Here is a 25,199-nt window from a genome sequence, read left to right as displayed (position 1 = left end):
GCCCACCGCCACGCCGAGTGACCCGGGGAACTGTCGCCGCCCCGCGTCGGGCACCCGGACGGCGACGGAGCCCACATCCCGTCCGGGCACGGACCGACCGGGCGGGTCGCGGGCGGACAATGGCGGCCATGACCAGTGCACGACGGCTCCGCCCCCTGCCGGTCCCCTCGGGCGCCCGCGCCCCGGAGATCCTGCCGGACCTGCGGCGCGCCCTGGACGGCACCGGACCTCCCCTGCTGCCGCTTCCGGAGGGGGAAACGACCTCCTCCGAGACGGCACGGGCACTGGGCGCTGAGGAACCGCTGGGAACCGACGAGGACTCCCCCGAGGACCCCACGGCCCTGGTGATGCCCACCTCGGGATCCACCGGCTCCCCCAAAGGGGTGCTGCTGTCCTCCTCGGCGCTGCGGGCCTCGGCGAGGTCCACCCACCACCACCTCGGCGGGCCCGGCAACTGGCTGCTGGCCATGCCCGCCCACCACATAGCCGGTATCCAGGTGCTGGTGCGTTCCCTGCTCGCCGAGCTGCCCGTCCGGGCGGTGGACACCTCCGAGGGGTTCCACGCCACCGCGTTCGCCGCCGTGGCCGAGGAGGTGCTGGCCGCCCCGGGCAGGCACTACACGGCGCTGGTGCCCACCCAGCTCGGCAGGCTGCTGGCCCCCGAGGCCGACCCGCGCGGGGCGCGGGCGCTGCGGGCCTTCGACGCGGTGCTGGTGGGCGGGGCGGCCACCGACCCGGCTCTGCTCGAACGCGCCCGCGCCCAGGGCGTGGGCGTGGTCACCACCTACGGGATGAGCGAAACCGCCGGCGGCTGCGTCTACGACGGGACTCCCCTGTCCGGGGTGCGGGTGCACGTCGCGGCACCCGAGCCGGGAGGCATCAGCCTCTCCGGGCCCACCCTCGCCCGGGGCTATCGGGCGGAGCCCGGAACAAAGGCCTTCCGCGACGGCTGGTTCCACACCGGCGACCTGGGGCAGTGGCGAAACGGCCGGCTCGACGTGCTGGGCCGCAACGACGACGTGATCGTCACCGGCGGGGTGAACGTGGCCCCGGTGGCGGTCGAGCGCGCGTTGACCGCCCACCCCGGTGTGCGGGAGGCCTGCGTGCTGGGCGTGCCGGACGCGGAGTGGGGACAGGCGGTGACGGCGGCCCTGGTCACCGACACGCCACCCCCCACCGAGTCCCAGCTGCGCGAGCTGGTGCGCACGCGACTCGGCGGCGCCTGCGTGCCCAAGCGCTTCGGGGTGGTGGACGAGCTGCCGCTGCGCGGTCCGGGCAAACCCGACCGCAGGAGGCTGCTGGAGCTGTTCACCGGCTCCACCGCCGAGCTGCGGGGGCTGCCCACCGGCCCGGAGACCCCCATGAGCGAGGATGAGCCCCATGGCCTCAGTCGCTGAATGGGTGGAAGGTGCCCGTCTCCGCACCTGGCCGAACGCGATCGCCCCCGTCGTCGCGGGCACCGGCGCCGCGCTCGGCACCTCCGGCTTCGACCTCCCGCTGGCGGTGCTGTCCCTGCTGGTCGCACTGCTGCTGATCACGGGAGTCAACTTCGCCAACGACTACTCCGACGGCATCCGGGGCACCGACGAGGAACGAACCGGCCCCCAACGGCTCGTCGGATCCGGTGCGGCCCGGCCGCGCAGTGTGCTGGCCGCCGCCCTGGGGTGCTTCGCCCTCGCCGCCGTGGCCGGGCTGGCGGTGCTGTACCTGAGCGGGCACTGGTGGCTGCTGCTGCTCGGCGCGGCCAGCATCGCGGGTGCCTGGTTCTACACCGGAGGCAAGCACCCCTACGGCTACGCGGGCTTCGGGGAACTGGCCGTCTTCTGCTTCTTCGGCCCCGCCGCCGTGCTGGGCACGATGTACGTGCAGGCCGACACCGTCAACGGCTCGGGTGTGGGGGCCGCCGTGGCCATGGGGTCGTTCTCCAGCGCGGTGCTGGTGGCCAACAACCTGCGCGACATCCCCACCGACACTGCCAGCGGCAAGCGGACCCTGGCCGTGCTGCTGGGCGACCGCGACACCAGGACGCTGTACGTGCTGCTGGTGCTCGTGCCGTTGCTGATCAGCACGCTCACCGCGCTGCGGATCACCCCCGCGCTGCTGGGTTTCCTGGCGCTGCCGCTGCTGATCGCGCCACTGCGGACGGTCCTCGGCGGCGGCACCGGACTGCGGCTGCTGCCCGTGCTGCGGGACACCGGACTGGCCATGCTGGTGTGGGCCGTGGCCACCGCGGTGGGTTTCACCCTGGCCTGATCCGGGGCGCGGCGGTTCGTGTGTCCGCCGCGCCCCGACGGGGGTCAACGCCGGTGCAGCCCCACCGCCCCCGACCTGAAGGCCGTGACGACGATCGCGGTCGCCAGCGGCAACGCGGCCACCACCGCGAAACCGAGCATCCCCAGCCGCGAACGCGTCAGCTGGTACATCCACAACGAGGTTCCACTGCGGATGACCACCTGGTCATTGCAGGTCACGGTTGCCTTCCCCGTGAACCAGGGCTCGTAGTAGCGCGGCGGGTCGTCCCGCTTGCGGGGGCCGGAGATCTGTTCCTCCTCTCCCCCGTCCGGGGTGGCGAAGCACAGCACTCCCCTCCCCTTGCGCAGCCCGACGTTCTCGATCGCGATCCGCTCGTCACCGTCCCACCGGTACTGTTCGGTCACCCGCTCCGGGGAGACCTCCTCCATGTACAGCTTGGTGTAGCCGAACGCACCGATCAGGTAGAACGTGGAGTAGACCGCGAGCACGAGCACGATCCAGCCGAGCCCGAGGCCGATCACCAGTTTCCGTAACACGTCCGTCCTCTCTCACCGGCCCCGCGTGGTGAATCCGGGCGACTCATTCCGTCGGGGGGCGGTTCGGGTCGTGGGCGATGATCTCGTCGATCTCGTGGCCCTCGTCGATCATTTCCTTGGCCTGGCGCATGGTGGGCACCCCGGCGGCGAAGGCGGCCCGCACCGTCTCGTCGTGCGAGGCGCGCCCCTCCAGCACGTCCTGCCAGCTCAGCTCCCCCTCGTCGATCCGCCGTTGCAGCTCGACGACCGCCTCCGGGGCCTGTCCCTCGCGGACCCGCTGCTCGATCCGCTCGATCTGCTCCTGCGAGAGCTGGGCCTCGGGAAGCTCCCGGTTCATCTCGTCCGCGCGGGCGAGCACCTGTTCGACGTTGGCCAGTGCCCGCTCCAGGGCCGCCTCCGCCTCCTGGATCTGCTGGCTCTTCCAGTCCTGGCTCATGCTTTCCTCCCGGATGACACTGCCGCACACTGATCCGGATCCCGCTCTCCCGGGAAGGTGCGTGTCACAGGTTGCCCGACATCGCGGTGCGGTATCCGGATGTTCCGTTCTCCGGGGCGGAACCGGACTCCCCCGTGGCCTCCGCCGGCGGACCGTCGCCGGTGCCGCGTATCTCGGAGTAGGTCCGGGCCGCCTCGGAACGCACCTGTGCGGCGTCCTGGCGCGCCTGGCTGCCTCCCTCGCGGACCTGGGTTGCCCCCTCCCGCACCTGGGTCACCCCGTCGGTCACCCCGGACACGGAGCTGCGCAGCTCGCTCGTCTCGTCCAGCAGCGCATTGACGGCGTCGCCGGTGCCGCGCGGGCCGCCGCCGCTGACGATCTCCTTGATACTCGCCAGCGAGGTTCCGGTGGACTTGACTCCCTCGACGACCTGGACCACCCCCTCGTACATCTGCTTGAACGCCTCGATCATGTCCAGGATCATGAACACGAGGTCGATGCACTGGATGACCAGACGCACCGCGTTCGCCCAGCCCCCGACCGGGATCCAGGCGGTGCAGGCCGCCTGGATGAGCCTGTTGACCAGCTTGGTCAGCAGTTCGAGGATCTTGGAGCAGAGCCGCTGCGAGGCGTCGGCGGCCTTGCCGAAGGCCATGGACACCACGTCGGCCAGCGCCGCGTCGGCCTCCAACGCCACGGTCCAGGTGCCGACCATCATGGCCTCGAAGGCCGCGGCGGCCTCCCCCTGCCAGCTCTGCTGGAGATCGGTGGAGCCGTGGTTGATGTTCCTTCGGATCGAACGCAGGGACTCGCCGACCGCGTTCCAAGCCTCGGCGTTCTGGCTGATCTTGGCGAAGTCGCCGGTGATCGGCGATATCAGCGACTCCACCAGGTTCTGCCCGGTGACCTGCTCATAGATCCAGTTGACTCCCTGGACCTGCCAGCTCGCCCCCTCGACGGCCGCTTTGAGCCCGCCCGGATCGTCCTTGATCTCGACGTCGAGCTTGCCCAGCGGATCGTCAGCGTCCTCGAAAGCCATCTCGTTGTCCCCCTCCTCGCGCGATCCGTCACGCCCGCATGGTGTCGAGTTCGGACTCGATTTTGGTGAGCAGTCGTTCGATCTGCCGTTCCCGTTCGGTGTACTCCTCGGCGGTGGTGTCCAGTTCCTCGCGCACCTGTTTGAGTCGGGAGCGGGCCAGCTTCAGGGTTTCGGCGTACAGCGCGGTCACTCCTTCCACGGCGGGTCTCAGAGCCGCCATGACACCGGTGAAACCGCTGGTGTCCGAGGCCGTCTGGTGGGAGAAGTTCTCGATCCTGTCGAAGTACTCGGCGTTGCGGTCCAGCAGTTGCCCGTATCCCTGTAGGTCTGCGGGTGTGACGCGCACGGACCCGGACATCGTTCCCCCGTTCGTAGCAGTCCATGGTGTTCGCGGGACTTCCCTAGCAAGCCGCCGCAAGCACGGAGGGCGGATCAGGGTGAAACGTTTCCGTTTCGTGATCTCCGGCCGGTGTGGTAACCCCGACGGGGCCTGGACGAGGCCCGCCCGAGCCCGGGGCGATTTTGCCGAAAATGGGCGCCCCTCAGGAGACGGTTGGCCAGGATGCGCGTGCTTCCCACGGGAGAGCACAGGTGAATAACGCGACTGCGACGCCGCGGGGAACTACGTGCACACCCCGTACGCGCGGCGACGGCCCGGGGGGCCGGTTTTAGGCGAAATCGGCCCACGTCCGCACATGCGGGGATGGACCCGAACCCGACAGGCCACGGTGGAGGATCCGGCGCGGAAGTTCTCCGTCGAGTTCGGTCATCCCCCCGTGGCCGACCGCTCGGGCTCCTGGCTGTCCGAGGGTTTACCGGGCTGGTAGACCAAGGGACGCAGCACCTCGCGGGAGATCTCCACCGCCGTGTCGCACTGCTCGGCCCCCGCCTCGGGATCGACCACGGTGACCTGCAGGGTCGCCCCGGTCACCGCCGAGTACACGGCGCAGTCGTCGGCGTGCCTGCTGGAGGAGGACTCCACCGGCAGCTCGGTCACCTCGCCGCGGCCGACGTCGTGCAGCCCCTCCGGCTGGGAGGCGACCAGCAGGGAACGCTCCCCCTCCTCGTCCGAGAAGCGACATCCCCGCACCTGGGTGTCCGAACTCAGCCGCTCGGGGTTTCCCTCACGCACCGGGAAGTCGAGTCCCTCCGGCTCGACGCGCTCGACCAGCTCGCACAGCTCGCCCGCGGACAACCTCCCCAGCCGCTCGCGCTCCTCCTTCGGAACCTCCCGCATGCTGGACGGACTCGGTTCCACCGAGGAGGACACGCTCGACGTCCCGGTTTCCTCCGTGGGGGTGTCTCCACCACCGCCGCACCCCGCCAGCAGCAGGGTTCCGACGCACAGCGACACACACCCGACCCTCGTGCGAACCCGCCGGACCCGAGAACTCGACTCACCAGACACGGCCCTCAGCATGCCTGAGCCCGCGCCCGCCGCCGCGCGCCCCCGCCGACGAGGCCGAGAGCCCCAGGGGCACGGGGTCACGCCGCCTCACCGGCCGTGGTCCTGCTCCCGCTGGTCCAGCTCCTCCGGATCGAGGTCCCCGTCCTCGGGATCCTCCGGGGACGGGTCGGCCGTGCCGCGCAGCTGGGCCCGCAGTCGCTGCTTGCGCTGCTGGCGTATCCGCGCGCGCTCGGCCAGCCCCTCGGCGACCCGGCGGCGCAGCCCGGAGAAAACCACCAGGGACAGCGGCATGGCCACCACCACGGCCACGGCCAGCGCCACGAGCAGCGGGACGCGGAAGAACACGAGCACCCCCGCCAGCACGGCGAGCAGGCCGAAGCGGGCCACGGTGTAGGCGGCGATGTCCCAGGCCAGGCCGGGCGTGGGCCGTTCCGCCCCGGAGCTCGGCCCACCCGACTCGGGGCCGGGGCCGTCCTGTTGCTGTTGCTGCACTTCAGCCAGGGTAGAGGACACGGGTGAACGCGGGAACGCCCGCTCGGCACAGCCCGCACCTCCGCCACGCGCGGGAGTGACATCCCGCACCCGGGTGGAGGACGTACCGTCGCTGACGGGGCCCTCGCCGGTCCTTCCGAGACGGCGCGTTCCCCCCGCGACCTCCGCAACGTCCGAACCGCACCTTTCGTCCCTTACTTTCCCTTTACCTGGAGCCAACGGTTCGAGTACCCGGGGCGATCAGTGCCAGGATGCGACCGGAATGCCCGGATACCGAGAGTTCGACCGTGGAGGTCCTCAGTGACAGCGTCGACCCAGCACATGCCGCAGAACGGTCAGGAGCAGCTGCTCACCCCTGGAGAGGTCGCCGCCATGTTCCGGGTCGACCCGAAAACCGTGACCAGGTGGGCCACCGCCGGTCGGATCGGGTCGATTCGCACCCCCGGTGGTCACCGGAGGTTCCGCGAGTCCGAGGTCCGCAGCATGCTCGCCGAGCTCACCAGCGAGGTGAACGTCTCCGACGACCTCACCCGCGGACGGTGACCCGCGGCCGGGAATCCGGCTCGATGTGACCGCACCGGCGCGGCGGCCACCGCGACCGCCACGCTCGAAACGGGCCCACCGTGGCGGGTATCGTGAGTTCCGGCACAAAACGGACCAAACCGCCTTTACGGACGGGGGCCACGGACGCCCCGCGTTCCGTGGAACCGCCCGCGAAGGCGGGGTCGGGCCGCGAACGCCACACCGTCGAGCACGCACTCGACGCCCGGTGTGACACGGTCAGACGTATACCTGTTTCGGGCGGAATCGGCTAGCCTGAAAGCGGGAGAGAACGGAGGTGGCCATGACGCTCTACTTCCTGGCCGCGATCGGCGCGGTGACGCTGCTCGTGCTTCTGTGGAAGGGCTTCGGCCCGGACACCCTCGGCGGGAACTCCGAACGCACCGAGCGTCCGGCTCCCGACGACGACCCCGAGTTCCTCCGCAGGATCTCCGAACAACAGCGCAAACCCGGCGAGGACAACCGCTGAACAGCGGTGCCGCGCCGCGCGGAAACCGACACGTGAGCCCGAGAGGCCGGACAGGTCGGCACCCCGTTTCAGCCCTGGTGCTGCCTGCCCGCCGCGTAGGGGAAGTCATCGGCCACGGTGGCCGCCAGCTCCAGCAGGGCGAGCCTGGTCGGCGCGGCGAGCTGGTCCAGATCCACCTCCGCGCCCTCTTCGAGGTGGGAGTCGAACGGAATCCGCGACACCGAGCGGCACCGGGCACCGAAGTGAGCCGTCAGTTTGTCCACGTCCACCTTGCCCGAACCGGGCCGCACCGAGTTGATCACGGCGACCGAGCGGGCCACCAGCTCGCCGTAGCCGTGCGCGTCCAGCCAGTCCAGTGTGGCCGAAGCACTGCGCGCGCCGTCGACGGAACTCGGTGAGACGATCACCAGCGAGTCGGCCACGTCGAGTACGCCCTTCATCGCCGAGTGCATCAGGCCGGTGCCGCAGTCGGTGAGCACCACGTTGTAGAAGTGCTCCAGCAGATCCACAGTGGTCCGATAGTCGGACTCGCTGAACGCCTCCGAAACCGCCGGGTCCTGCTCGCTGGCCAGCACCTCCAACCTGCTCGGCCCCTGCGAGGTGTAGGAACGCACGTCGCTGTACTTGCGGATGCGCTGGACGTCCCGTAGCAGGTGGCGCACGGTGGCCGTGGTCTCCACCGGGATCTTCTGCCCCAACGTCCCCCGGTCCGGGTTCGCGTCCACCGCGATGATCCGGTCCCCGCGCAGCGAGGCGAACGTGGATCCGAGCGTGGCCGTGGTGGTGGTCTTGCCCACGCCGCCCTTCAGGCTCAGCATCGCGATCTTGTAGCAGCCCTGCAGGGGCTGGTTGATCCGCCCGATCAGCTCACGCCGGTGCACGTCGGCCGGGCTCTCCCCCGGGTTGATGGTCTTGCCGCTGGCCAGGTACAGCACGCGCCGCCAGCCGGACTGCGGGGGCCGTTTGGACTGGCGCAGCAACTGGGCGGAGGAGAGGTCCTGTCCGGTGGGGTCCTGCTGCGGCGGAACGGGCTGTTGGCCCGGGTGGGGCTGCGGCGGAGGCGGATACCCCGGGGCCGGGTAGGGCGGCTGGCCGGCGGGGGCCGGGTACGGGCCCGACGGGTTTCCCCCCACCCCGTAGGGGCCGGAGGTTCCGGGCGGAACCTGCTGCGGACCCGAGACCACAGGGTTGCCCTGCGGCGGGGAGGCCACCGGGTACGGACCCGAGTGCGGGTTCGCCTGCGGGGGGTACGTCCCGGCTCCGGGGTGACCTCCCCACGGAGCCGCCTCCCCCGTCGGGGTGGGCGCGGACTGCTCCGGTGAGACCGGCCGCGCCGATCCGGGCCATCCCTGGGCCTGTGCGGTGCCGTAGTCCGGTGCCGCGTGCTCGGCGGCCTCGGTCGACTCGGCGCTCGGTTCCGGTGTCGCGCCGGTGGGGTCCCGCTGCGGATCGTGCCGGACTCCCGGCTCGTCCTGTCCTCCGGTCACCGTTGGCCTCCTCCAAGAACGAATCGAGAGCCACCCCGGCCCGTCCACGCGAGGTGGGGCGCATCCGCCGCCCGGGTGGCGTTCCCGCCGACGGTCCGGTCACACGGCTACGGGCGGAAACGATTCGAGGCGGCGGACCGGGTACGGCAACCGCGATCTTACGGACTGTGCCGCCGTCGACGCGAACACCCCGAGCGCGCGGCGGCAGCGCCTCACAGCCCCGCGTAGGAGTGCAGTCCGGAAATGACGATGTTGATGAAGAACAGGTTGAAGATCATCACCGCCAGCCCGAAGACGTTGATCCAGGCCGCGCGCGTGCCGCGCCAACCCGAGGTGGCCCGCGCGTGCAGGTAGGCCGCGTAGACGATCCAGGCGATGAAGGAGCAGGTCTCCTTCGGGTCCCAGCCCCAGAAACGCCCCCAGGCCGCCTCTGCCCAGATGGCTCCGGCCATGATCGCGAAGGTCCACACCGGCATGATCAGCACGGTCGCCCGGTAGGCGATCCGGTCCAGCGCCTGGCTCGTGGGCAGCCTGCTGCCGATGCCCTCCGCCCTCAACGGGTTGTTCTCGTGCCGCAGGCGGACCAGGAACATGATGCTGGCCACCCCGGCCAGCATGAACACGCCGGTGGAGACGATGGCCGCCGAGACGTGGATCCAGATCCAGTAGGACTGCAACGCGGGCTGCAAGGGGGAGGCCTGCGCGTACAGCGCGGTTCCGGACAGGAACAGCAGCAGAGTGGTCGGCAGCAGCACGAACCCGCCCAGCCCGCGCAGCTTGCTCGCGGGGGTCGTGCTGCGCTGCGGCCGGGACTGGCGGTAGAGCACCACCAGCCACGCCACCACCGCGGCCAGGCAGATGGCCGAGCCGAACTCGTACATGTTGCCCCACGGGACCCGCCCCACGGCGAAGCCCCGCGTCACCAGGGAGAAGGCGTGCACCAGGGCGGCCAGGACCGTCACGGCCACGGCCATGCCGCCGAAGCGTTCGGACCAGGGTTTGCGCGGCTCCGGTTCCAACCGCCCCACCACGGAACCGTCCGTGGCGGTCCCGGACACCGGCGGGGAGGCCGCGGGTGCCGCGACCGGCTCGGCGGCGCGCTCCCGCTCGGAGTGCCGCGCCCGTGCCGAGGCGAACTCGGCGAAGTAGAGCATCATGGCGAGGACGTAGACGACCACCGAGGTCGCGAACGCCATGTCACTCAGTGTGGACAGTGTCTGGTTGACCTGCATCAACTACTCCTTCCGCGGGAGTTCTCCTCCCCCGCCGCCGAGGAGGTGGAACCGGTTCCACCCGCGAGCAGCTCCCCGGAGAGCCTGGTGAACTCCTCGCCGTATCCGGCCTGGTCGGTGCGGGCCAGCCCGCCGATCTCGACCGCGCTCGTGCTCGCGGCCTCTCCGGAGCCCGCGCTCCCACCGGGGGTGATCCGCACCCAGATCCTGCGTCGCTTGATGCTCAGCGAGGCACCGAGACCGATGATCACGGCCACGGCGAACACCAGCACGTAGGGCTGGAACGGGTTGTGCGAGACCTGCAGGTTCACCCAGCGCTGCACACCGTCGAACCTGACCGTGGTCCCGTCGTCCAGACTGATCGACTCGCCCACGGACAGGTTCTCGCGGGCCACCCGGTTCAGGTCCCCGGAGTCGATCAGTTCCTGGTTGACCGAGAAGATCGACTGGCTCTTCCCGGTGGCGTAGCCGAGCTTGCCCTTGAGCACGTCCACAGCCACCATCGGATCGTTCAGCGCGGGAAAACGCGAGCTCAGCACCTTGCCGTCCAACTCGGGGGTGGGCGCGAACAACCCGGTGACCGCCAGCTGGTTCCGGTGTCTGCGCTGTTCGTCGGGCATGTCGGGGCGGTCGAACTTGGTGGCGCCCTGGGACAGCATCGTGGTGCCGTCCACCGGCTTCCACTGGGTCCGCTTGGTGCGCTGCTGGCCGTCCGGGAAGGTCACGGTGAACACCGGGGTGTAGCCGTTGCCGGTCAGGTAGACGCGGTCCCCGGCGGTGCGCAGCGGGTTGTTCACCTTCAGGGAGTGCTGCCGCCAGGTGCCGTCGTCCAGGTCCTCACCGGACTGGTAGCGCACCTCGGCGTGGTAGTCCACCGCCTGGCCGGTGTGCAGGTAGTCCACGTCGAAGTCGTCCACCCGCAGGCAGAACTCGCCGAGGCTGGTGCCGTCCACGGTGGGCCCGGCCCGGAAGGAGTCGTAGTTGTAGGTCCCCGAGTTGCAGAAACCGGACCCGTCGGCCTGCACCACCACCTGGCCCTCGTAGCGGGTGAGCTGCCCGCCCGCGACCGTGACCAGCAGCCCCACCAGCGCGAAGTGGAACACCAGGTTGCCGGCCTCGCGCAGGTAGCCGCGTTCGGCGCTGACCGTGCGGGTCCCGTCCTGCTCGGTGCGTTCCTCGCTCCGCCAGTGCCGCAGTTTCCTCCTGGTCACCGCGAGCATCTCGTCCGGCGGCAGCGGGACGGTGCCCTCGGCGTGGTGCGGCAGGCGGGAGAGGTTACTGGGGGTGCGCACCGGGCGGGCCCGCAGCTGGCGCAGGTACTGCGTGCTGCGCGGCAGCAGGCATCCGATCAGCGAGACGAACAGCAGGACGTAGATCGCCGAGAACCACACCGAGCTGAAGACGTTGAACGCGCCGATGTCGTCCAGGAACCCGGCCAGTCTCGGGTACTCGTCGGCGAAGTCGCGGACGTTGCTCTCGTTCAACGACCACTGCGGCAACAACGCCCCGGGCAGAGCGGCCAGCGCGAGCAGGAAGAGCAGGACCAGGGCGGTGCGCATGGAGGTCAGCCCGCGCCAGGTGTTGCGCAGGAAACCCAGGATGCGCCGAAGGAACGAAGTGCTCATCAGATCGGCAACTCGAATCCGTTGATCGGGGCGCGCAGGTCGGCGATCACGTCACCCCAGAGCCCGGTGACCAGCAACAGTCCGACCAGGATGAGCAGTGCCCCGCCGGTCACCTGGATGAGCCGACCGTGTCTGCGCAACCATCCGGTGCTGCGGACCGCCCATCGCGCGCCGAGGGCGACGACCACGAACGGGACCCCGAGGCCGAGGCAGTAGACCAGCACCAGCAACGCCCCCCGCAGCACGTCGCCGTTCACCGCCTCGGTGGTGTAGGCCAGCGACATCACGCCCCCGAGGGTGGGGCTGATGCAGGGAGTCCACCCGAGACCGAACACGGCCCCGAGCAGGGGAGCGCCCCAGAGCCCGGCACGTGGAACACGACGGATCCGCACGTCCCGTTGCAGGGCGGGGACGGCACCGACGAAGACCAGTCCCAGGATCACCGTGACGACCCCGCCGACACGGCGCAGCAGCGGCTCGTTGACCGCCAGCGTCTGGGACAGCCCGAGCACGAGCAGGCTGGCCAGCAGGAACACGACGGTGAACCCGAGGATGAACAGTGCGGCCGCCCCGGCCACGCGCCAGCGCCCCCTCCGGGCCCTGCCGGTCTCGGCGACCTCGACCGCCGGGGTCTCGGCCCCGACCACACCGGCGAGGTAGGCCAGATAACCCGGCACCAGCGGCACCACGCAGGGGGAGGCGAAACTGATCAAACCGGCCAGCGCGGCGAACCCGGCCGCCAGAAGTAACGGCCCGGACTCTGCTAGCGCGTGCGGATCCACGCCGCCGAGGGTAGGCAAGCCGTTCCCCGGCCGGGACAGCACCCCTGGTGAGCGGCACCACAGTCCACGTTCACCGGGCGGAGGCCGGTGGTTTCCCCGCCCGAGGCCAAGGGCACGGCGAGCGGCCGGGCGAGGTGCTCAGCCCTGCCCGTCGGAGCCCTCGGAGCTTCCGGAGTCGCCGGGTTCGGTCTGCCGCCCTTCGGCGGCGACGTCGCGCACCTTGGGCAGCAGGCCCTTCTCGGTGATCTCGGTCAGGTAGATCGCCGCCACCCGGTGCTGACGGTCCAGCACCACGGTGGCCGGGACGGTGCTGCGGGGGAAACCGTCCAGGGCCAGCATCACCCGCCCGGACGGGTCGAAGATCGACGGATAGGTGATCCCGAAGTTGTGCACGAAGTCCCCGGCCGCGTCACGGTTGTCCCGCACGTTGACGCCCAGCACCTGCACGCCCTGGTCACCGAGGGTGTCCTGCACCGCCTGCAGGTCGTCGGCCTCGGCCCGGCACGGGGGACACCACGAGCCCCACACGTTGAGGACCACGACCTCGCCCTCGTAGTCGGACAGCCGCAGCTTCCGGTTCCGGTCGCTCAGGGCCTCGCCTTCGAGGCCCGTGACCGCGCCGCGCTCGTCCGGGGAGTAGAACAGCCTGGTGCGGCCTCCCGGGGAGACGAAGCTGAACTGTCCGTCGTCGGAGACCGCGTCACCGTCGCCGCCCGTGCACCCGGACAGCAACCCGAGCAGGGCCACGGCGGCCACCGCCATTCCCCGTCCACCCAAGCGGCCCCACCAACGGTTCACCCTCATGCTCCGCTCGCTTTCGCGTCCGTCTCCCCAGCGGGTTCGGCGTAGAGCACCCGTTCGAACTCCTCGTCCCGGAACACCAGACTGGTCACCGAGGCCAGGGAGCACTGGCGTCTGCGCGGATCGTGCCAGAGGGGCTTACCCTCGACGAACCGGCGCAGCGTCCAGATGGGAAGCTGGTGCGAGACGCACACGGCCTCCCCCGAACCGGCGGCCTGCCGGGCACGGTGTGCCGTGGCCAGCATACGGTGCGCGATGCGCAGGTAGGGCTCTCCCCAGGACGGACGAAGCGGATTCCACAACTTGGGCCAGTGCCGGGGCGAACGCAACGCGCCGTCGCCCACCGAGACCCGGCATCCCTCGAAACGGTTCTCCGCCTCGATGAGCCGTTCCTCGGTGGTCACGTCGAGACCGTGCCGCTCGGCCACCGGGGCGGCGGTCTCCGCGGCGCGCCGCATCGGTGAGGCGTGCACCACCCGCACGTCGTGGTCGGCCAGGAACCCCGCGACCAGCTTCGCCTGGCGCCGTCCCTCCTCGGACAGCCGGTAGCCGGGCAACCTCCCGTAGAGGATGCCCTCCGGGTTGTGCACCTCGCCGTGCCGCACGAAGTGCACGACGGTGGTTCTGCCGCTCACTTGCTCTCCTCCGGCCGCGCCGCCGCGGCGGCCCGCGCCGCGTGCGGCAGCGCCTCTGCGATGGTCTCGAAGGCCTCCTCGTCCATGGCGGCGTTGACGAAGAAGCACTCGAAGGCGCTCGGCGGGGGGTAGACCCCCCGGCTCAGCAGCTCGTGGAAGAACGGGGGGAACCGCCAGGTCTGCTGGGACTTCGCCCCCGCGAAGTCCCGCACCGGTTCCTCGGTGAAGAAGACGCTGAGCATGTTGCCGGCGAAGGAGACCCGGTGGGGCACTCCCTGCGCGTCCAACGCCTCGCCCAGCAGCTCGCCGAGCCTGGTGGCGTTCCGGTCCAACGCGGCGTAGACCCCGTCGTCGGCGGCCCGCAGGTTGGCCAGCCCGGCCGCCACGGCCACCGGGTTACCGGCCAGGGTTCCCGCCTGGTAGACGGGCCCGCGCGGGGCCAGCAGGTCCATCACGTCGGCCCGCCCGCCGAAGGCGGCGGCCGGAAGACCGCCGGACATGACCTTGCCGAAGGTGTAGAGGTCCCCGGCCACCCCGTCGATGCCGTACCAGCCGGAGCGGGAGACCCGGAAGCCGGTCATGACCTCGTCCATGATCAGCAGCGCTCCGGCGGAGCGGGTGATCTCGCGCAGCGCGGCGTTGAAGCCCTCCGCCGGGGCCACGGCCCCCATGTTGCCCGCGGCGGCCTCGGTGATGACGCAGGCGATGTCCGGGCCGTGCTCGTCGAACACCCGCCGCACGGCCTCCAGGTCGTTGTAGTCGACCACGATGGTGTCGCCGGCCTGGGACTCGGTCACACCGGGCGTGCTCGGCAGCCCGAGGGTCGCCACCCCCGAACCCGCCCCGGCCAGCAGCGAGTCGACGTGGCCGTGGTAGCAGCCGGAGAACTTGACCACCTTGCTGCGCCCGGTGAAGGCGCGGGCCAGCCTGATCGAGGTCATCGTGGCCTCGGTGCCCGAGTTGACCAGGCGCACGTGCTCGACGGGCTCCACCCGATCGATGATCTCCTGGGCGAGGTCGATCTCGCCGGTCGCGGGCGTGCCGAAGGACAGCCCCTCCCCGGCGGCGGCGCGCACGGCCTCCACCACATCGGGGTGGGCGTGGCCGTTGATCATCGGCCCCCAGGAGGACACCAGGTCCACGAAACGGTTGCCGTCGGCGTCCCACAGGTAGGCCCCCTGCCCGCGCACCATGAAACGCGGGGTGCCGCCGACCGAGTGGAAGGCGCGGACCGGCGAGTTGACCCCACCGGGGGTCACCGCCTCCGCGCGGTCGAACAGCTCGCGGGAGCGCGGGGCGGGGTCGGGCACGGACGACGTCGCGGTCGCGGAAGTATCGGCACTCACGGGTCCAGTCTGCCACCCGGCGGAACTCCGGAACCGGGCCTCCCCGGCGGGAACCGGGCGGTCCGCCGCCGGTTTCGGCGGCCGCGGGCGGATTCCGTGAAGAAGCTAACCCCGGGAGCCCGCGCGGGCACGACGCCGTCTCGGCCGGGTGCCGAGCACCAGCTGCCGGGAACCGTCCAGCAGCAGCAGACCCGCCGCCGTGACAGCGGCCACCGCGAGGGTGACCCAGCTGCCCAGCATCCTGGAGACCACGGTGCCGCCGGAGGCCCCCGGCAGTTCGATCGTCACCACGGAGCGGTCCCAGGCCAGCAACGCCCCGACCACCAGCAGGGCGGCGAGTACCAGTTCGGCCCCGCACACCCCAAGCCGCCAGGGCTGGTGCAGCTCGGCTGAACCCGTCCCGACCGACTCCGGTTCGTTCTCGGAATCCCGCACCCGCTCAGGATCGCACGTCGGCGGGCTCAGCCGTGCCCGGCGGCGAACACGCCGCCGTCGGCGAAGACCAGCTCGGCGAAGCGTTCGCCGATGAGGCGGTGCGTGGCGGTGTCCGGGTGCAGTCCGTCGGGCAGGGGGTGTTCGACGGCGTCGTTCGCGCCGTAGAGCTCACGCCCGTCGAGGTAGTGCAGGTTCGCGTCCTCGCCGGCCCGCTGCCGCACCACCCGCTCCAGCTCCCGGCGGATGACCTCCAGGGTCAGTTTCCCCTGTGCCCGTTCGCCGGGGTCGCCGGTGGCGCGGAACCGCATGGTTCCGGCGCGGAGGGCCTCGGCGTCCGGGGCGGTGGGCCCGGGGGTGTCCTCGTGGATGGGGCAGTGCAGGGGGGAGATCACCAGCAACGGGGTGCGGGGGTGACCCTCCCGGATCGTGTCGAGGAAACCGTGCACCGCCGGTGCGAGGGCGCGCAGCCGCATCAGGTCGGTGTTGACCAGGTTGATGCCGAGCTTGAGGCTGATCATCCCCGCAGGAGTGTCCCGCAGGGCGCGCGCGGTGAACGGGTCGAGCAGCGCGTTGCCGCCCAGTCCCAGGTTGACCAGCTCCACCCCGCCGAGCGAGGCGGCCAGGGCTGGCCAGGTGGCGGTGGGGCTCGTGGCGTTGGAACCGTGGCTGATCGAACTGCCGTGGTGCAGCCACACCGGACGGTCCCCGCGCGGGACCGACTCGACGGGGGCGTCGGTGCGCAGGGCGCGGAGTTCGGTGGTCTCGTTGTGCGGCAGCCAGATCTCCACGTCCTTCGTCCGCTGCGGCAGACCGGAGAACCGCACGGTCCCGGCCGGGCCGGGGCGGGTTTCGGTCTGCCCGGTGCTCATGTCCACGGTCAGGACGTTGCCGTCGGTCACCACGGCCCGCCCGGCGGGCCGACCGTCGACGAGCAGCTCGTGGACCCCGTCCGGCGGCGGGACCGGAACCCCCCGGTAGGTCTTCTTGGTGGCCAGCACGTCCAGTTCGACGAGCGTGGCCGCGGTGCGGAACACCAGCCGCACCCCGGAGGGCTGGGACTCGATCGTCAACAGCTGCTGGTCGGGGCACTGGGCGCGGGCCCGGGCGGGCAGCCGGTGCGGCAGCAGCCCGTGTTCGGTGTGTTCCACTTCCACGGCCCCGCGCAGCAGCTCCTCGGTGAGCGGGCGGGTGACCAGGCCCGCCGAGTCCAGGCTGTCGGAGGAACCGGCGGTGTCGTCCTCTGGATGCCTCACGCTCTCATCCTGGCAGTCCCGGCCATCGGGGCTCACGGGGTTTTCCCGGTTCCACCGCTGCCGGGGGGCTCGTGGTGGACGGGATCACGGCCGGTCGCCACGCGGCTCCTCCGGGGAGCTCTCCGGTTCCGCTCGCCCGCCCCGGTCGGGTTCCAGGGCCGCGCGCAGCGCCTCCGGGTCCGCCGCCCAGGCCAGCACCCGACGCCGGCCGCCGTCGTCCGGGCGCAGCAGCAGCGGCACCGGTGCGGTGCCCCGGGGAACGGTGATCCGTCCGCCCAGCACCCGACCGGTGTCGGTGCCGTCGGACTCCGGCACGGACTCGATCCGTTCCACCGGCAGGGACTCGCCGCCGACCACCAGCCTCCGCGAGGTCACCAGCACCGAGCGGTAGCGCCTGCGGGCCCGCACCCACACCAGGGTCGGCGGCACGGACAGCACCGCCAGCGCGCCCCACTGGAGCGGGTGCGTCGGCCCGGCGGTGACGAGTTCGACCACCAGCCCGCACGCGGCGAAGAGCGGGCCCCAGCTGAGCGGCCACCAGCCGGAGCCGACCTCGGAGTAGCGGATCCGCTCAGCCGCGCTCACCGGACAGCCACTCCGAGGTCGAACGTCTCCAGAAGCAGGCCCAGGCCAGCACCACCAGCACGAACACGACCAGGTTGGAGGCCGTCCACGCGCCGAAGGCCAGCACGGACAGCACGTGCACGGCCGCGAGCACGGTGAGCGCGATCCGGGCCCAGGACCGCCGCCGCAGCACCAACCAGGCCAACACCAGGTACCCGGCGGCCAGCACCACGGCCAGCGCCGTGTTGACCAGCAGCAGATCGCGCACCATCCCCGCGGCCCGCCCCGCGGGGATGTCGCGGACCTCCGTCAGGCGGTCGCGCAGCGCCCCGAAGTCCAGCCAGGAGAGCACCGCGCGGACCAGCAGGAACACCCCGACCGCTCCCCAGAGTCCGAGCCCGGCACGCAGCGCGGGCGGCGTCCCGGACAACGGCGATCGCGGTGTGGCCATGGGCCGAAGGTATCCCCTCGTCCCGGCCCTCGCGGGGCGAGCCGGGTGGGGTCAGCCGCGCTTGGCGGCCGAGAAGAACCAGTTGGACGGCCGCAGCCACACCAGCACCAGGAAGGCGATCGTCGACACGACGCTGACCGCTCCGATGCTGATGTTCAGCGCGGTCAGCACGGTGGGGACCTCGTCAATGTGGACGGTCTGCCCGTTCACGGTCTGGGTGCTGTTCACCGAGGTCATGCCGTTGCCGAACAGGTTCGGAAGCGTGAACACCAGCCACACGGCGGCGAACACGGTGAGGGTGATCCGCGCCCAGTTGCGCCCGGCCCGCATCTTGAAACCGAACACGATCCACAACGTGGTCAGCGCCGCGAAGAGGAAGAAGAAGAACCCGAACAGGATCATCATCCCCGCCATCATGGCGCTGCGGAACTCCTCCCGAGTCATGTTCTCGGGTATGTCCTGTTCGGTGAGGGCGGCGTCGACGGTCTGGCCGACGAACTCCGACATGGAGAGCATGGTCGCGCCCATGAGCAGCGTCACCACGATCGGGGCGAGCACCGCGATCCAGAACGCGATGGTGACCGTGATCGGCCGCCGCATGGCGAGCGTCGCACCGGTGTCCACCGGCGGCGCCGCGTAGGGACTGGGCTGGCCACCCTGCTGCGAGTACCCCTGCTGCCAGGGGTCGGGTTGGTGGGACGGCTCCTGTTGCCATGGATTCTGTGGGGAAGTCACGGGCAAACCGTAGAAACCCCCTCCGGTGGTGTCCACCGATATTCGTTAACCGTTATGTGTCTCCGCGCACAACACAGCCGCCGCCCCAACCCCGAACGCGCAAGACCCGAACGAACCTCACCGGGACCTGCGTGCGGCGGCGAAGAACCGGCCGGACTCCGGGCGCAGCAGCAGCACGAACACGGCCACGTCCAACGCCGCGATCACGGCACCGAAGACCACGCTCAACGGATCGGGGGTCAGGCTCGGGAACATCCGCACGTAGTCCTCGGGCATCCCCACCGCCGTGGTGAGCAGGGTCATCGCGGTGCTGAACACGAGCAGCCCGCAGAGCACCAGGATGATCACCCGGGCCCAGTTGCGCCCCTGGGCCATGCGCGTGGCCAGGAACACGTACAGCACGGCCACGGCGATCGACACCAACAGCGAGAGCATGATCCCGCCGTTGACGGCGGCGTCCACCTCGTGCTGGGCCAGCTCGGGTTCCAGCTGCCGCACCTGCTCGGTCAACGCCCTGCGGTCGGACAGCTGGATCACCGAGCGCACGAACCCGACCGCGGTGGCGGCCAGCCACAGCCAGCGGGCCAGCCACACCGAGCGGGGGACCGGGTTACTCGGGGAGGCCGGGGCGCTGCCCTGGGTCCACGGGGCGGTCACTCGGCATCCCCCGTCGGCTCGTCGCACAACCAGCGGGCCGCCTGGGTCGCCCAGTAGGTGAGCACGATGTCCGCTCCGGCGCGCCGCACCGAGGTCAACGTCTCCAGCACGGTACGTCGGCGGTCCAGCCAGCCGCGCTCGACGGCGGCCTCGATCATGGAGTACTCGCCGGAGACCTGGTAGGCGGCCACCGGCACCGAGGAGGTCTCGGCGGTCCGCCGCACCAGGTCCAGGTAGGACAGGGCCGGTTTGACCATCACCATGTCCGCGCCCTCGGCCAGGTCCAGGGCCACCTCCCGTCCGGCCTCCCGCGCGTTGGCCGGGTCCTGCTGGTAGGTCTTGCGGTCCCCGGACAGCTGGGAGTCCACCGCGTCCCGGAAGGGCCCGTAGAACGCGGAGGCGTACTTCGCCGAGTAGGCCAGCAGCGAGGTCTCGTGGAAACCGGCGGCGTCCAGCGCCTCCCGGATGGCCCCGATCTGGCCGTCCATCATCCCGCTGGGGCCGAGCACGTGCGCCCCGGACTCGGCCTGGGCCAGCGCCATCTCCCCGTACAGGCGCAGCGTGCGGTCGTTGTCCACGTTGCCCGCCTCGTCCAGCACCCCGCAGTGGCCGTGGTCGGTGAACTCGTCCAGGCAGGTGTCGGCCATGATCACGGTGTCGTCGCCGACCTCGGCGGCCACGTCGCGCAGGGCCACGTTGAGCACCCCGTCCGGATCGGCCGCCGCCGAGCCGGTGGCGTCGCGCTCGGCGGGCACCCCGAACAGCATCAGCCCACCCACACCGGCCGAGACCGCCTCGACGGCGGCCCTGCGCAGCGAGTCCCTGGTGTGGTGCGGCACCCCCGGCATGGAGGGGATGTCCACCGGTTCGCTCGCGCCCTCACGCACGAACATCGGAAGCACCAGGTGCCGTGGCCGGACCTCGGTCTCGGAGACGAGCCGACGCAGCGCCGCGTTGCGGCGCAGTCTGCGGGGGCGATCCGCGGGATACAAGTCTGGAACACCTCACACGGACGACGTGGACGACGATCGGGGACGCCGGTGGCACACCGTACTCCCCGCCGGTCACGGCGGTGCCGCCACCGCCACGCGGACGGCCGGCACCGCCGGGGGCACCGCTCAGGAACGCCGGGTCCGTTTGGCCTTCTTCGGCGGGGGAAGCGCACCCTCGGCCCGCAGCCGGGCCGCGTGTTCGGCGAGCGAGTCCACCAGCGCGGGAACCTGGGCCACCTCCGGCCGGACGTCCACCCGCAGGCCGAACTCCTTGGCCGTCTCGGCCGTTTTCGGGCCGATGCAGGCCACCAGGGTCCTGGCGTGGGGCTTGCCCGCGATGCCGACCAGGTTCCGGACGGTGGACGAGGAGGTGAAGCACACCGCGTCGAACCCACCGGTCTTGATCATCTCGCGGGTCTCGGCGGGCGGCGGGGCCGCCCGGACCGTGCGGTAGGCGGTGACGTCGTCCACCTCCCAGCCGCGCTCGGTCAGCCCGGCCGAGAGCGTCTCGGTGGCGATGTCGGCGCGCGGCAACAGCACCCGGGCCACCGGGTCGAGGACCTCGTCGTGCGGCGGGAAGTCCTGTAGCAGCCCCTCACTGGACTGGTCCCCGGAGGGCAGCAGCTCGGGGTTGATGCCGAAGGACCGCACCTTGTCCGCGGTGGCCTCGCCGACGCAGGCGATCTTGACGCCGGAGAAGGCCCGGGCGTCCAGGCCGAACTCGTGGAACTTCTCCCACACGGCGCGGACCGCGTTGGCCGAGGTGAACACCACCCACTGGTAGCGGCCGTCGACCAGTCCCTTGACCGCACGTTCCATCTGGGCCGGGCTGCGCGGCGGCTCCACCGAGATCGTGGGCACCTCGTGCGAGACGGCGCCGTGCGACCACAGCCGGTCGCTCATGGCTCCCGCCTGGTCCTTGGTGCGCGGCACGAGCACCTTCCACCCGTACAGGGCCCTGGTCTCCCACCAGGACAACGGGCCGCGGTTGCCCGCGACGTCACCGACCGTGACCACCAGTGGGCCCTGGAGCTCGCCCGCGTCACCGGCCATCGAGGCCAGCGTGGTGTCGATCGTGCGTTCCGAGACGGTCGTTCCCGAGGCGGTCACCGCCACCGGAGTCTGCGGGCTCATCCCGTGTTCGACCAACGCGGAGGCGGCCTCGGCCAGGTGGCTTCCCGAGGCGTGCAGCACCAGGGGCCCGTTGGTGGTGGCCAGGGCCTGCCAGTCGACCTCGCTGCGAACGTCCACCTCGGCGTGCGCGGAACCGAGGGCGACCCCCGCGTAGGCGGGCACCGCCGTCCCGGCGGGGACGCCGGGAACCACCTCGAAGGAGACGTCGGTCTTGGACACTTCCTGGACCTCACGCACCACCGCGTCCGCGGTGAGCGGGTCCCCGGAGACCAGCCGCACCACCGGACGTCCGGTCCGTGCCTCCTCGGCCAGGTTGCCGGCCACGTCGGCCGGTTCCCCGACCGCCGGCCGCACCTCGGCCGCCTCGTCCGCCAGCGCGGACACGTCGGCGGGCACGTCCGGATCGGTCACCACCAGGGACGCGTGCGTCAACAAATGTCTGGCCCGGACGGTGAGCAGGCCCGAATCACCGGGGCCGGAGCCCACAAAAGCCACTCGTCCGGGGGTATTACGTGCTCGGGTCATCAGGGCACTCCCCATCAACTACTGCCGGGGCCGCTGAGCATCGCGGCTCCGGCCTCGAACAGCTGGGCGGCCACGTCCCTGCCCAGCTGCTCAGCGGCGGTCGTCTCACCAGTGGCGGAGGCACGCAGCAACGCGTTGTCCTCGGCTGCCGCCACCCCGCGCATGGACAGCCGGCTCACGGCACGCCCGTCCTCGTCGAGGTCCTCCACCACTCCGGCCAGTGCCCCGACGGGCGCACTACAGCCGGCTTCGAGCGCTGCGAGCATGGCGCGCTCGGCGGCCACCGCGACGCGGCTGGCCTCATCGTCCAACACGGACTGCAGCAAATGCTCGGTGTCCACGTCCTCGACGCGGCACTCCACTGCCAGCGCGCCCTGGGCGGGTGCGGGCAGCATCTGCAGCGGATCGAGCGATTCAGTGATCACCCCGAGCCGGCCCACCCTGGCCAGGCCCGCGCGGGCGAGCACGACGGCGTCCAGCTCACCGTCGGTCACCTTACGCATTCGGGTGTCCACGTTGCCACGAATACCGCGCACCTCCAGCCCCAGTCCGAGAGCTTCGAGCTGGCTGGCGCGGCGCGGCGAACCGGTCCCCACCACGGAGCCCGGAGGCAGTTCACCCAACGTCAGACCGTCCCTGGCGACCAGCGCGTCCCGCGGGTCCTCACGGGGAGGGACCGCGGCCAGCGCCAACCTCGGGTCGGACGCGGTGGGCAGGTCCTTGTAGGAGTGCACGGCGACGTCGACCTCACCGGCGGCCAGTGCCTCCCGCAGCGCGGAGGTGAACACGCCGACCCCGATCTCGCTGATCGGGGCCTGCGACTGGTCGCCCGGGGTGGAGACCCGCACCAGCTCGGTGGTGTGTCCCGCGCGCTCCAGTCGTTCGGCCACCGTCGAGCTCTGCGCCATCGCGAGCGCGCTTCCCCGGGTGCCGATGCGGAGGGTCTCGGTCAACGGTCCTCACCGTCCTGTTCGGAGCGATCGTGCGAGACGGTCGGGGTCTGGGTTCCCTGGGCGTGTGAGACGGAGGTGCTCACACCCCGGCTGCCACGTTCCCCGTCCTCGGCGACCTGCGGGGTTCCGATCACGGCGGCGGTCTGCGGGTCGAGTTCGAACAGCTCGCGCAGCGCGTCGGCGTAGCCGGCCCCGCCCGGAGCCGCCGCCAGTTGCTTGACCCGGACGGTCGGAGTGTGCAGCAACTTGTCCACCACACGGCGAACCGTGCGGGAGAGCTCCTCGCGAACGTCCGCGTCGAGTTCGGGCAGCCGGGAGTCCAGGCGAAGCAGCTCGGAGTCCACGACCTCGGCGGCTCGTTTGCGCAGCGCGGTGACCGTGGGGGTCACCTCGGCCGAACGCTGGGCCGCCAGGTAGGAGCGGACCTCCTCCGCGACGATCGCGGTCGCGTCCCGCTCGGCACCGCCACCGTTCTCCTCGGCCAGTCTACGCTGCAGGGACCGCAGATCCACCACCGTGACCCCGGCCAGTTCGTCGACCCCCGAGGCGGTGTCCCGGGGAAGGCCGAGGTCGCAGACCACCAGCGGTCTCCCGGGAGCACGTTCGGACAGCGCCGCCGAGACGGTCTCCGTGTCCACCACGGTTCCGACCGCCCCGGTGCAGGTGACCACCACGTCCGCCTCGCGCACGGCCCGGTCCAGCGCGTCCAGGGCGACCGTGTCGGCGGACAGCCCCTCCGAGCGCAGCGACTCGGCCAGCCGCGCCCCGTTCTCGGGGGTGCGGTTGGCGATCACGATCTCGGAAACCCCGAGCCTGCGGAGCTGGGCGGCGGCGAGGCCGCCCATGGATCCGGCACCGACGATCAGCGCGGAGCGCCCGACCAGGGTGCCGTGGGCCCGTTCCGCGTCGGCCAGCGCCTCGGAGACCACCGAGGCCCCGGCGGCGTCGATCTCCGTCTCGGAGTGCACCCGCTTGCCCACGCGCAGCGCCTGCTGGGCCAGTTCGTGGAGGGTCTTGCCCACGGTGCCCGCACGGTCGGCGTCGTGGTAGGCCTGCCGGAGCTGCCCGAGGATCTGGGCCTCCCCGACGACCATGGAGTCCAGCCCGGCGGACACCGAGAACAGGTGTTCCACGGCGGCCCCGGCGTAGTGCACGTAGAGGTGGTCGGCCAGCTCGGCGAACTCCGAACCGGAGTGCCGCGCCAACACCGAGGTCACGTCGTCGAGACCGCCGTGGAAGGTCTCCGCGACGGCGTAGACCTCGACCCGGTTGCACGTGGCCAGCAGCAACGCCTCGCAGACGTGTTCCTTGCCCAGCAGCTCGTGCAGCAGCTTGTCGACGTCCTCGGCACCGACCGCCACACGTTCGAGCATCCGCACCGGGGAGCTCTGGTGTGACAGCCCGACGGTGAGCAGATTCACGACCGAACCACCATCCCGTCCACCGGGTCGGCCCCGGCGTTCACGTCACGAGTTTTCGATTGCGGTGTCCCGTCGACACCGTCCCCGGGGTCGCCGGACTCCTGGGGCTCCTGGCTTCGGCGGGCTACGTGGAAGGACAGGATCTGCATCTCCACCGCGAGGTCGACCTTGCGCACCTCGACCTCCTCGGGAACCTGCAGAACCACGGGAGCGAAGTTGAGCACGCAGCGCACACCGGCCTGCACCAGCCGGTCACAGACGTCCTGGGCGCCCTTGGCCGGTGTGGCGATCGCGCCGATGGTGATGTCGCGTTCGGCGCACACGCGGGGGATGTCGTCGACGTGGTCGACCGGGATACCGCCGACCGGCACCCCCATGAGGTCCGGGTCGAGGTCGAACAACGCCGCCACGGGAAAACCCCGGTTCGGGAACCCGCCGTAGTTGGCCAGCGCGTGCCCGAGGTTTCCGATGCCGATCACGGCGACCCGGTGCTGCTGGGTCAGCCCCAGGGTCCGCTCGATCTGGCCGATGAGCACCGCGACCTCGTAGCCGACTCCCCGGGTTCCGTAGGAGCCGATGTAGGACAGGTCCTTGCGCAGCTTCGCCGAGTTGACCCCCGCGGCCGAGGCCAGTTCCTCGCTGGAGACGGTGTGCACTTCCTGTTCGGCCAGGCCGGACAGCACACGCAGGTACACCGCCAGCCTGGCCACGGCCGCCTCCGGAATCGACCTGGCCCGGTCCTGGGGTTCGGGCACGGTGATCCCCTCCGCCGGCCGCGGTTGTGCCGCGGTCTCGTCCGCGTCCCGCGGACCGTCGTCTCGCACGCCCTCTCCGTGCGCCGTCACGCTGGCTCTCCCTCGACCTGCCTGCTGGTGCGTTCGTCGGTGACCGGTGGGGACGCGATCCGGCTGCCGCCCCGTTTCCGAACGCGGCGGCCGGTTCGGAACAACACCGACCACGAAGTCGTGACATCCGGG

Annotated in this window: 28 protein-coding genes; 4 read left to right on the top strand and 24 right to left on the bottom strand. The window is 71.3% G+C overall.

All coding sequences use genetic code 11. The features are described 5' to 3' along the window. Positions 1 to 128: 128 nt before the first annotated feature. Positions 129 to 1,397, top strand: a complete 1,269-nt coding sequence (gene menE, locus ACTMO_RS0100570; RefSeq protein ID WP_019852704.1) for an o-succinylbenzoate--CoA ligase — start codon at positions 129 to 131, stop codon at positions 1,395 to 1,397. Next, positions 1,381 to 2,253 carry a 1,4-dihydroxy-2-naphthoate polyprenyltransferase gene (locus tag ACTMO_RS0100565; RefSeq protein WP_026448733.1) on the top strand — a complete coding sequence of 291 codons (873 nt, stop codon included), beginning with the start codon at positions 1,381 to 1,383 and terminating at the stop codon, positions 2,251 to 2,253. The genes menE and ACTMO_RS0100565 overlap by 17 nt, the downstream gene beginning before the upstream one ends. A 44-nt stretch (positions 2,254 to 2,297) precedes the next feature. Here ACTMO_RS0100565 and ACTMO_RS19990 read toward each other — a convergent pair whose 3' ends face one another. The 6 genes from ACTMO_RS19990 to ACTMO_RS19985 form a co-directional block, all read right to left on the bottom strand. Continuing rightward, positions 2,298 to 2,789 (bottom strand): hypothetical protein, encoded by a 492-nt coding sequence (locus ACTMO_RS19990; protein ID WP_019852702.1) that lies wholly within the window; start codon positions 2,787 to 2,789, stop codon positions 2,298 to 2,300. 43 nt (positions 2,790 to 2,832) lie between these two features. Next, on the bottom strand, positions 2,833 to 3,225 hold the full coding sequence (locus tag ACTMO_RS0100555) for a hypothetical protein (protein WP_019852701.1): 393 nt from the start codon (positions 3,223 to 3,225) through the stop codon (positions 2,833 to 2,835). 64 nt (positions 3,226 to 3,289) lie between these two features. After that, positions 3,290 to 4,264 carry a hypothetical protein gene (locus tag ACTMO_RS0100550; RefSeq protein WP_019852700.1) on the bottom strand — a complete coding sequence of 325 codons (975 nt, stop codon included), beginning with the start codon at positions 4,262 to 4,264 and terminating at the stop codon, positions 3,290 to 3,292. 28 nt (positions 4,265 to 4,292) lie between these two features. Continuing rightward, positions 4,293 to 4,610, bottom strand: a complete 318-nt coding sequence (locus tag ACTMO_RS0100545) for a type VII secretion target (RefSeq protein ID WP_245555975.1) — start codon at positions 4,608 to 4,610, stop codon at positions 4,293 to 4,295. 420 nt (positions 4,611 to 5,030) lie between these two features. After that, positions 5,031 to 5,618, bottom strand: a complete 588-nt coding sequence (locus ACTMO_RS0100540; protein ID WP_019852698.1) for a DUF3558 family protein — start codon at positions 5,616 to 5,618, stop codon at positions 5,031 to 5,033. 141 nt (positions 5,619 to 5,759) lie between these two features. After that, positions 5,760 to 6,164: a DUF4229 domain-containing protein gene (locus ACTMO_RS19985; RefSeq protein WP_019852697.1), complete on the bottom strand. Its 405-nt coding sequence runs from the start codon at positions 6,162 to 6,164 to the stop codon at positions 5,760 to 5,762. Positions 6,165 to 6,485: 321 nt separating this feature from the next. On the opposite strand from ACTMO_RS19985, the gene ACTMO_RS0100530 reads away from it, so the two are divergent. Together ACTMO_RS0100530 and ACTMO_RS0100525 are read left to right on the top strand one after the other, a co-directional pair. After that, positions 6,486 to 6,707: a BldC family transcriptional regulator gene (locus ACTMO_RS0100530; protein ID WP_019852696.1), complete on the top strand. Its 222-nt coding sequence runs from the start codon at positions 6,486 to 6,488 to the stop codon at positions 6,705 to 6,707. Positions 6,708 to 7,008: 301 nt separating this feature from the next. Then, entirely contained in the window at positions 7,009 to 7,194 is a 186-nt protein-coding gene (locus tag ACTMO_RS0100525; RefSeq protein ID WP_019852695.1) for a hypothetical protein, read from the top strand. A 68-nt stretch (positions 7,195 to 7,262) separates the two neighbouring features. Here ACTMO_RS0100525 and ACTMO_RS0100520 read toward each other — a convergent pair whose 3' ends face one another. The 18 genes from ACTMO_RS0100520 to ACTMO_RS19965 all read right to left on the bottom strand — a co-directional run bounded on the left by ACTMO_RS0100520 (position 7,263) and on the right by ACTMO_RS19965 (position 25,067). Continuing rightward, entirely contained in the window at positions 7,263 to 8,681 is a 1,419-nt protein-coding gene (locus tag ACTMO_RS0100520; RefSeq protein WP_019852694.1) for a MinD/ParA family ATP-binding protein, read from the bottom strand. 212 nt (positions 8,682 to 8,893) lie between these two features. Next, positions 8,894 to 9,913, bottom strand: a complete 1,020-nt coding sequence (gene ccsB / locus ACTMO_RS0100515) for a c-type cytochrome biogenesis protein CcsB (protein ID WP_019852693.1) — start codon at positions 9,911 to 9,913, stop codon at positions 8,894 to 8,896. Continuing rightward, positions 9,913 to 11,538 carry a cytochrome c biogenesis protein ResB gene (resB, locus tag ACTMO_RS0100510; RefSeq protein WP_019852692.1) on the bottom strand — a complete coding sequence of 542 codons (1,626 nt, stop codon included), beginning with the start codon at positions 11,536 to 11,538 and terminating at the stop codon, positions 9,913 to 9,915. Before resB ends, ccsB begins: the two co-directional genes overlap by 1 nt. Beyond that, positions 11,538 to 12,320, bottom strand: a complete 783-nt coding sequence (locus tag ACTMO_RS0100505) for a cytochrome c biogenesis CcdA family protein (protein WP_019852691.1) — start codon at positions 12,318 to 12,320, stop codon at positions 11,538 to 11,540. The genes resB and ACTMO_RS0100505 overlap by 1 nt, the downstream gene beginning before the upstream one ends. Positions 12,321 to 12,458: 138 nt before the next feature. Further along, a complete protein-coding gene (locus ACTMO_RS19980; RefSeq protein WP_019852690.1) occupies positions 12,459 to 13,082 on the bottom strand; it encodes a TlpA family protein disulfide reductase in 624 nt (207 codons plus the stop codon). 38 nt (positions 13,083 to 13,120) lie between these two features. After that, positions 13,121 to 13,756: a histidine phosphatase family protein gene (locus ACTMO_RS0100495; protein ID WP_019852689.1), complete on the bottom strand. Its 636-nt coding sequence runs from the start codon at positions 13,754 to 13,756 to the stop codon at positions 13,121 to 13,123. Continuing rightward, positions 13,753 to 15,102, bottom strand: coding sequence for a glutamate-1-semialdehyde 2,1-aminomutase (gene hemL / locus ACTMO_RS0100490; protein ID WP_026448732.1), 1,350 nt, complete (start codon positions 15,100 to 15,102; stop codon positions 13,753 to 13,755). Before hemL ends, ACTMO_RS0100495 begins: the two co-directional genes overlap by 4 nt. 105 nt (positions 15,103 to 15,207) lie before the next feature. Beyond that, positions 15,208 to 15,537 (bottom strand): hypothetical protein, encoded by a 330-nt coding sequence (locus tag ACTMO_RS0100485; protein WP_019852687.1) that lies wholly within the window; start codon positions 15,535 to 15,537, stop codon positions 15,208 to 15,210. A gap of 26 nt (positions 15,538 to 15,563) precedes the next feature. Next, complete coding sequence (locus ACTMO_RS0100480; protein WP_026448731.1) at positions 15,564 to 16,748, bottom strand: GDSL-type esterase/lipase family protein; 1,185 nt, start codon at positions 16,746 to 16,748, stop codon at positions 15,564 to 15,566. A gap of 126 nt (positions 16,749 to 16,874) precedes the next feature. Continuing rightward, entirely contained in the window at positions 16,875 to 17,375 is a 501-nt protein-coding gene (locus tag ACTMO_RS19975) for a DUF3093 family protein (RefSeq protein WP_019852685.1), read from the bottom strand. Continuing rightward, entirely contained in the window at positions 17,362 to 17,805 is a 444-nt protein-coding gene (locus ACTMO_RS0100470; protein WP_019852684.1) for a hypothetical protein, read from the bottom strand. The genes ACTMO_RS19975 and ACTMO_RS0100470 overlap by 14 nt, the downstream gene beginning before the upstream one ends. Before the next feature lie 51 nt (positions 17,806 to 17,856). After that, positions 17,857 to 18,540, bottom strand: a complete 684-nt coding sequence (locus tag ACTMO_RS21780; RefSeq protein WP_157062754.1) for a hypothetical protein — start codon at positions 18,538 to 18,540, stop codon at positions 17,857 to 17,859. Between the two features lie 117 nt (positions 18,541 to 18,657). After that, positions 18,658 to 19,197, bottom strand: a complete 540-nt coding sequence (locus tag ACTMO_RS0100460) for a hypothetical protein (RefSeq protein ID WP_019852682.1) — start codon at positions 19,195 to 19,197, stop codon at positions 18,658 to 18,660. Continuing rightward, on the bottom strand, positions 19,194 to 20,189 hold the full coding sequence (gene hemB / locus ACTMO_RS0100455; RefSeq protein ID WP_019852681.1) for a porphobilinogen synthase: 996 nt from the start codon (positions 20,187 to 20,189) through the stop codon (positions 19,194 to 19,196). Before hemB ends, ACTMO_RS0100460 begins: the two co-directional genes overlap by 4 nt. A 126-nt stretch (positions 20,190 to 20,315) precedes the next feature. Further along, positions 20,316 to 21,848 (bottom strand): uroporphyrinogen-III synthase, encoded by a 1,533-nt coding sequence (locus ACTMO_RS0100450; protein ID WP_026448730.1) that lies wholly within the window; start codon positions 21,846 to 21,848, stop codon positions 20,316 to 20,318. Positions 21,849 to 21,862: 14 nt separating this feature from the next. Next, positions 21,863 to 22,801, bottom strand: a complete 939-nt coding sequence (gene hemC / locus ACTMO_RS0100445; RefSeq protein ID WP_019852679.1) for a hydroxymethylbilane synthase — start codon at positions 22,799 to 22,801, stop codon at positions 21,863 to 21,865. Further along, on the bottom strand, positions 22,798 to 24,222 hold the full coding sequence (locus tag ACTMO_RS0100440; RefSeq protein WP_019852678.1) for a glutamyl-tRNA reductase: 1,425 nt from the start codon (positions 24,220 to 24,222) through the stop codon (positions 22,798 to 22,800). Before ACTMO_RS0100440 ends, hemC begins: the two co-directional genes overlap by 4 nt. Next, entirely contained in the window at positions 24,219 to 25,067 is an 849-nt protein-coding gene (locus ACTMO_RS19965) for a redox-sensing transcriptional repressor Rex (RefSeq protein WP_019852677.1), read from the bottom strand. Before ACTMO_RS19965 ends, ACTMO_RS0100440 begins: the two co-directional genes overlap by 4 nt. Positions 25,068 to 25,199: the final 132 nt, after the last annotated feature.

Origin of the sequence: Actinopolyspora mortivallis DSM 44261 (genome assembly GCF_000384035.1) — a bacterium.
In the GTDB taxonomy this organism is placed as follows: domain Bacteria; phylum Actinomycetota; class Actinomycetes; order Mycobacteriales; family Pseudonocardiaceae; genus Actinopolyspora; species Actinopolyspora mortivallis.
The sequence above is the reverse complement of the archived record's forward strand: the minus strand, read 5'-3'. Positions and strand labels throughout refer to the sequence as shown.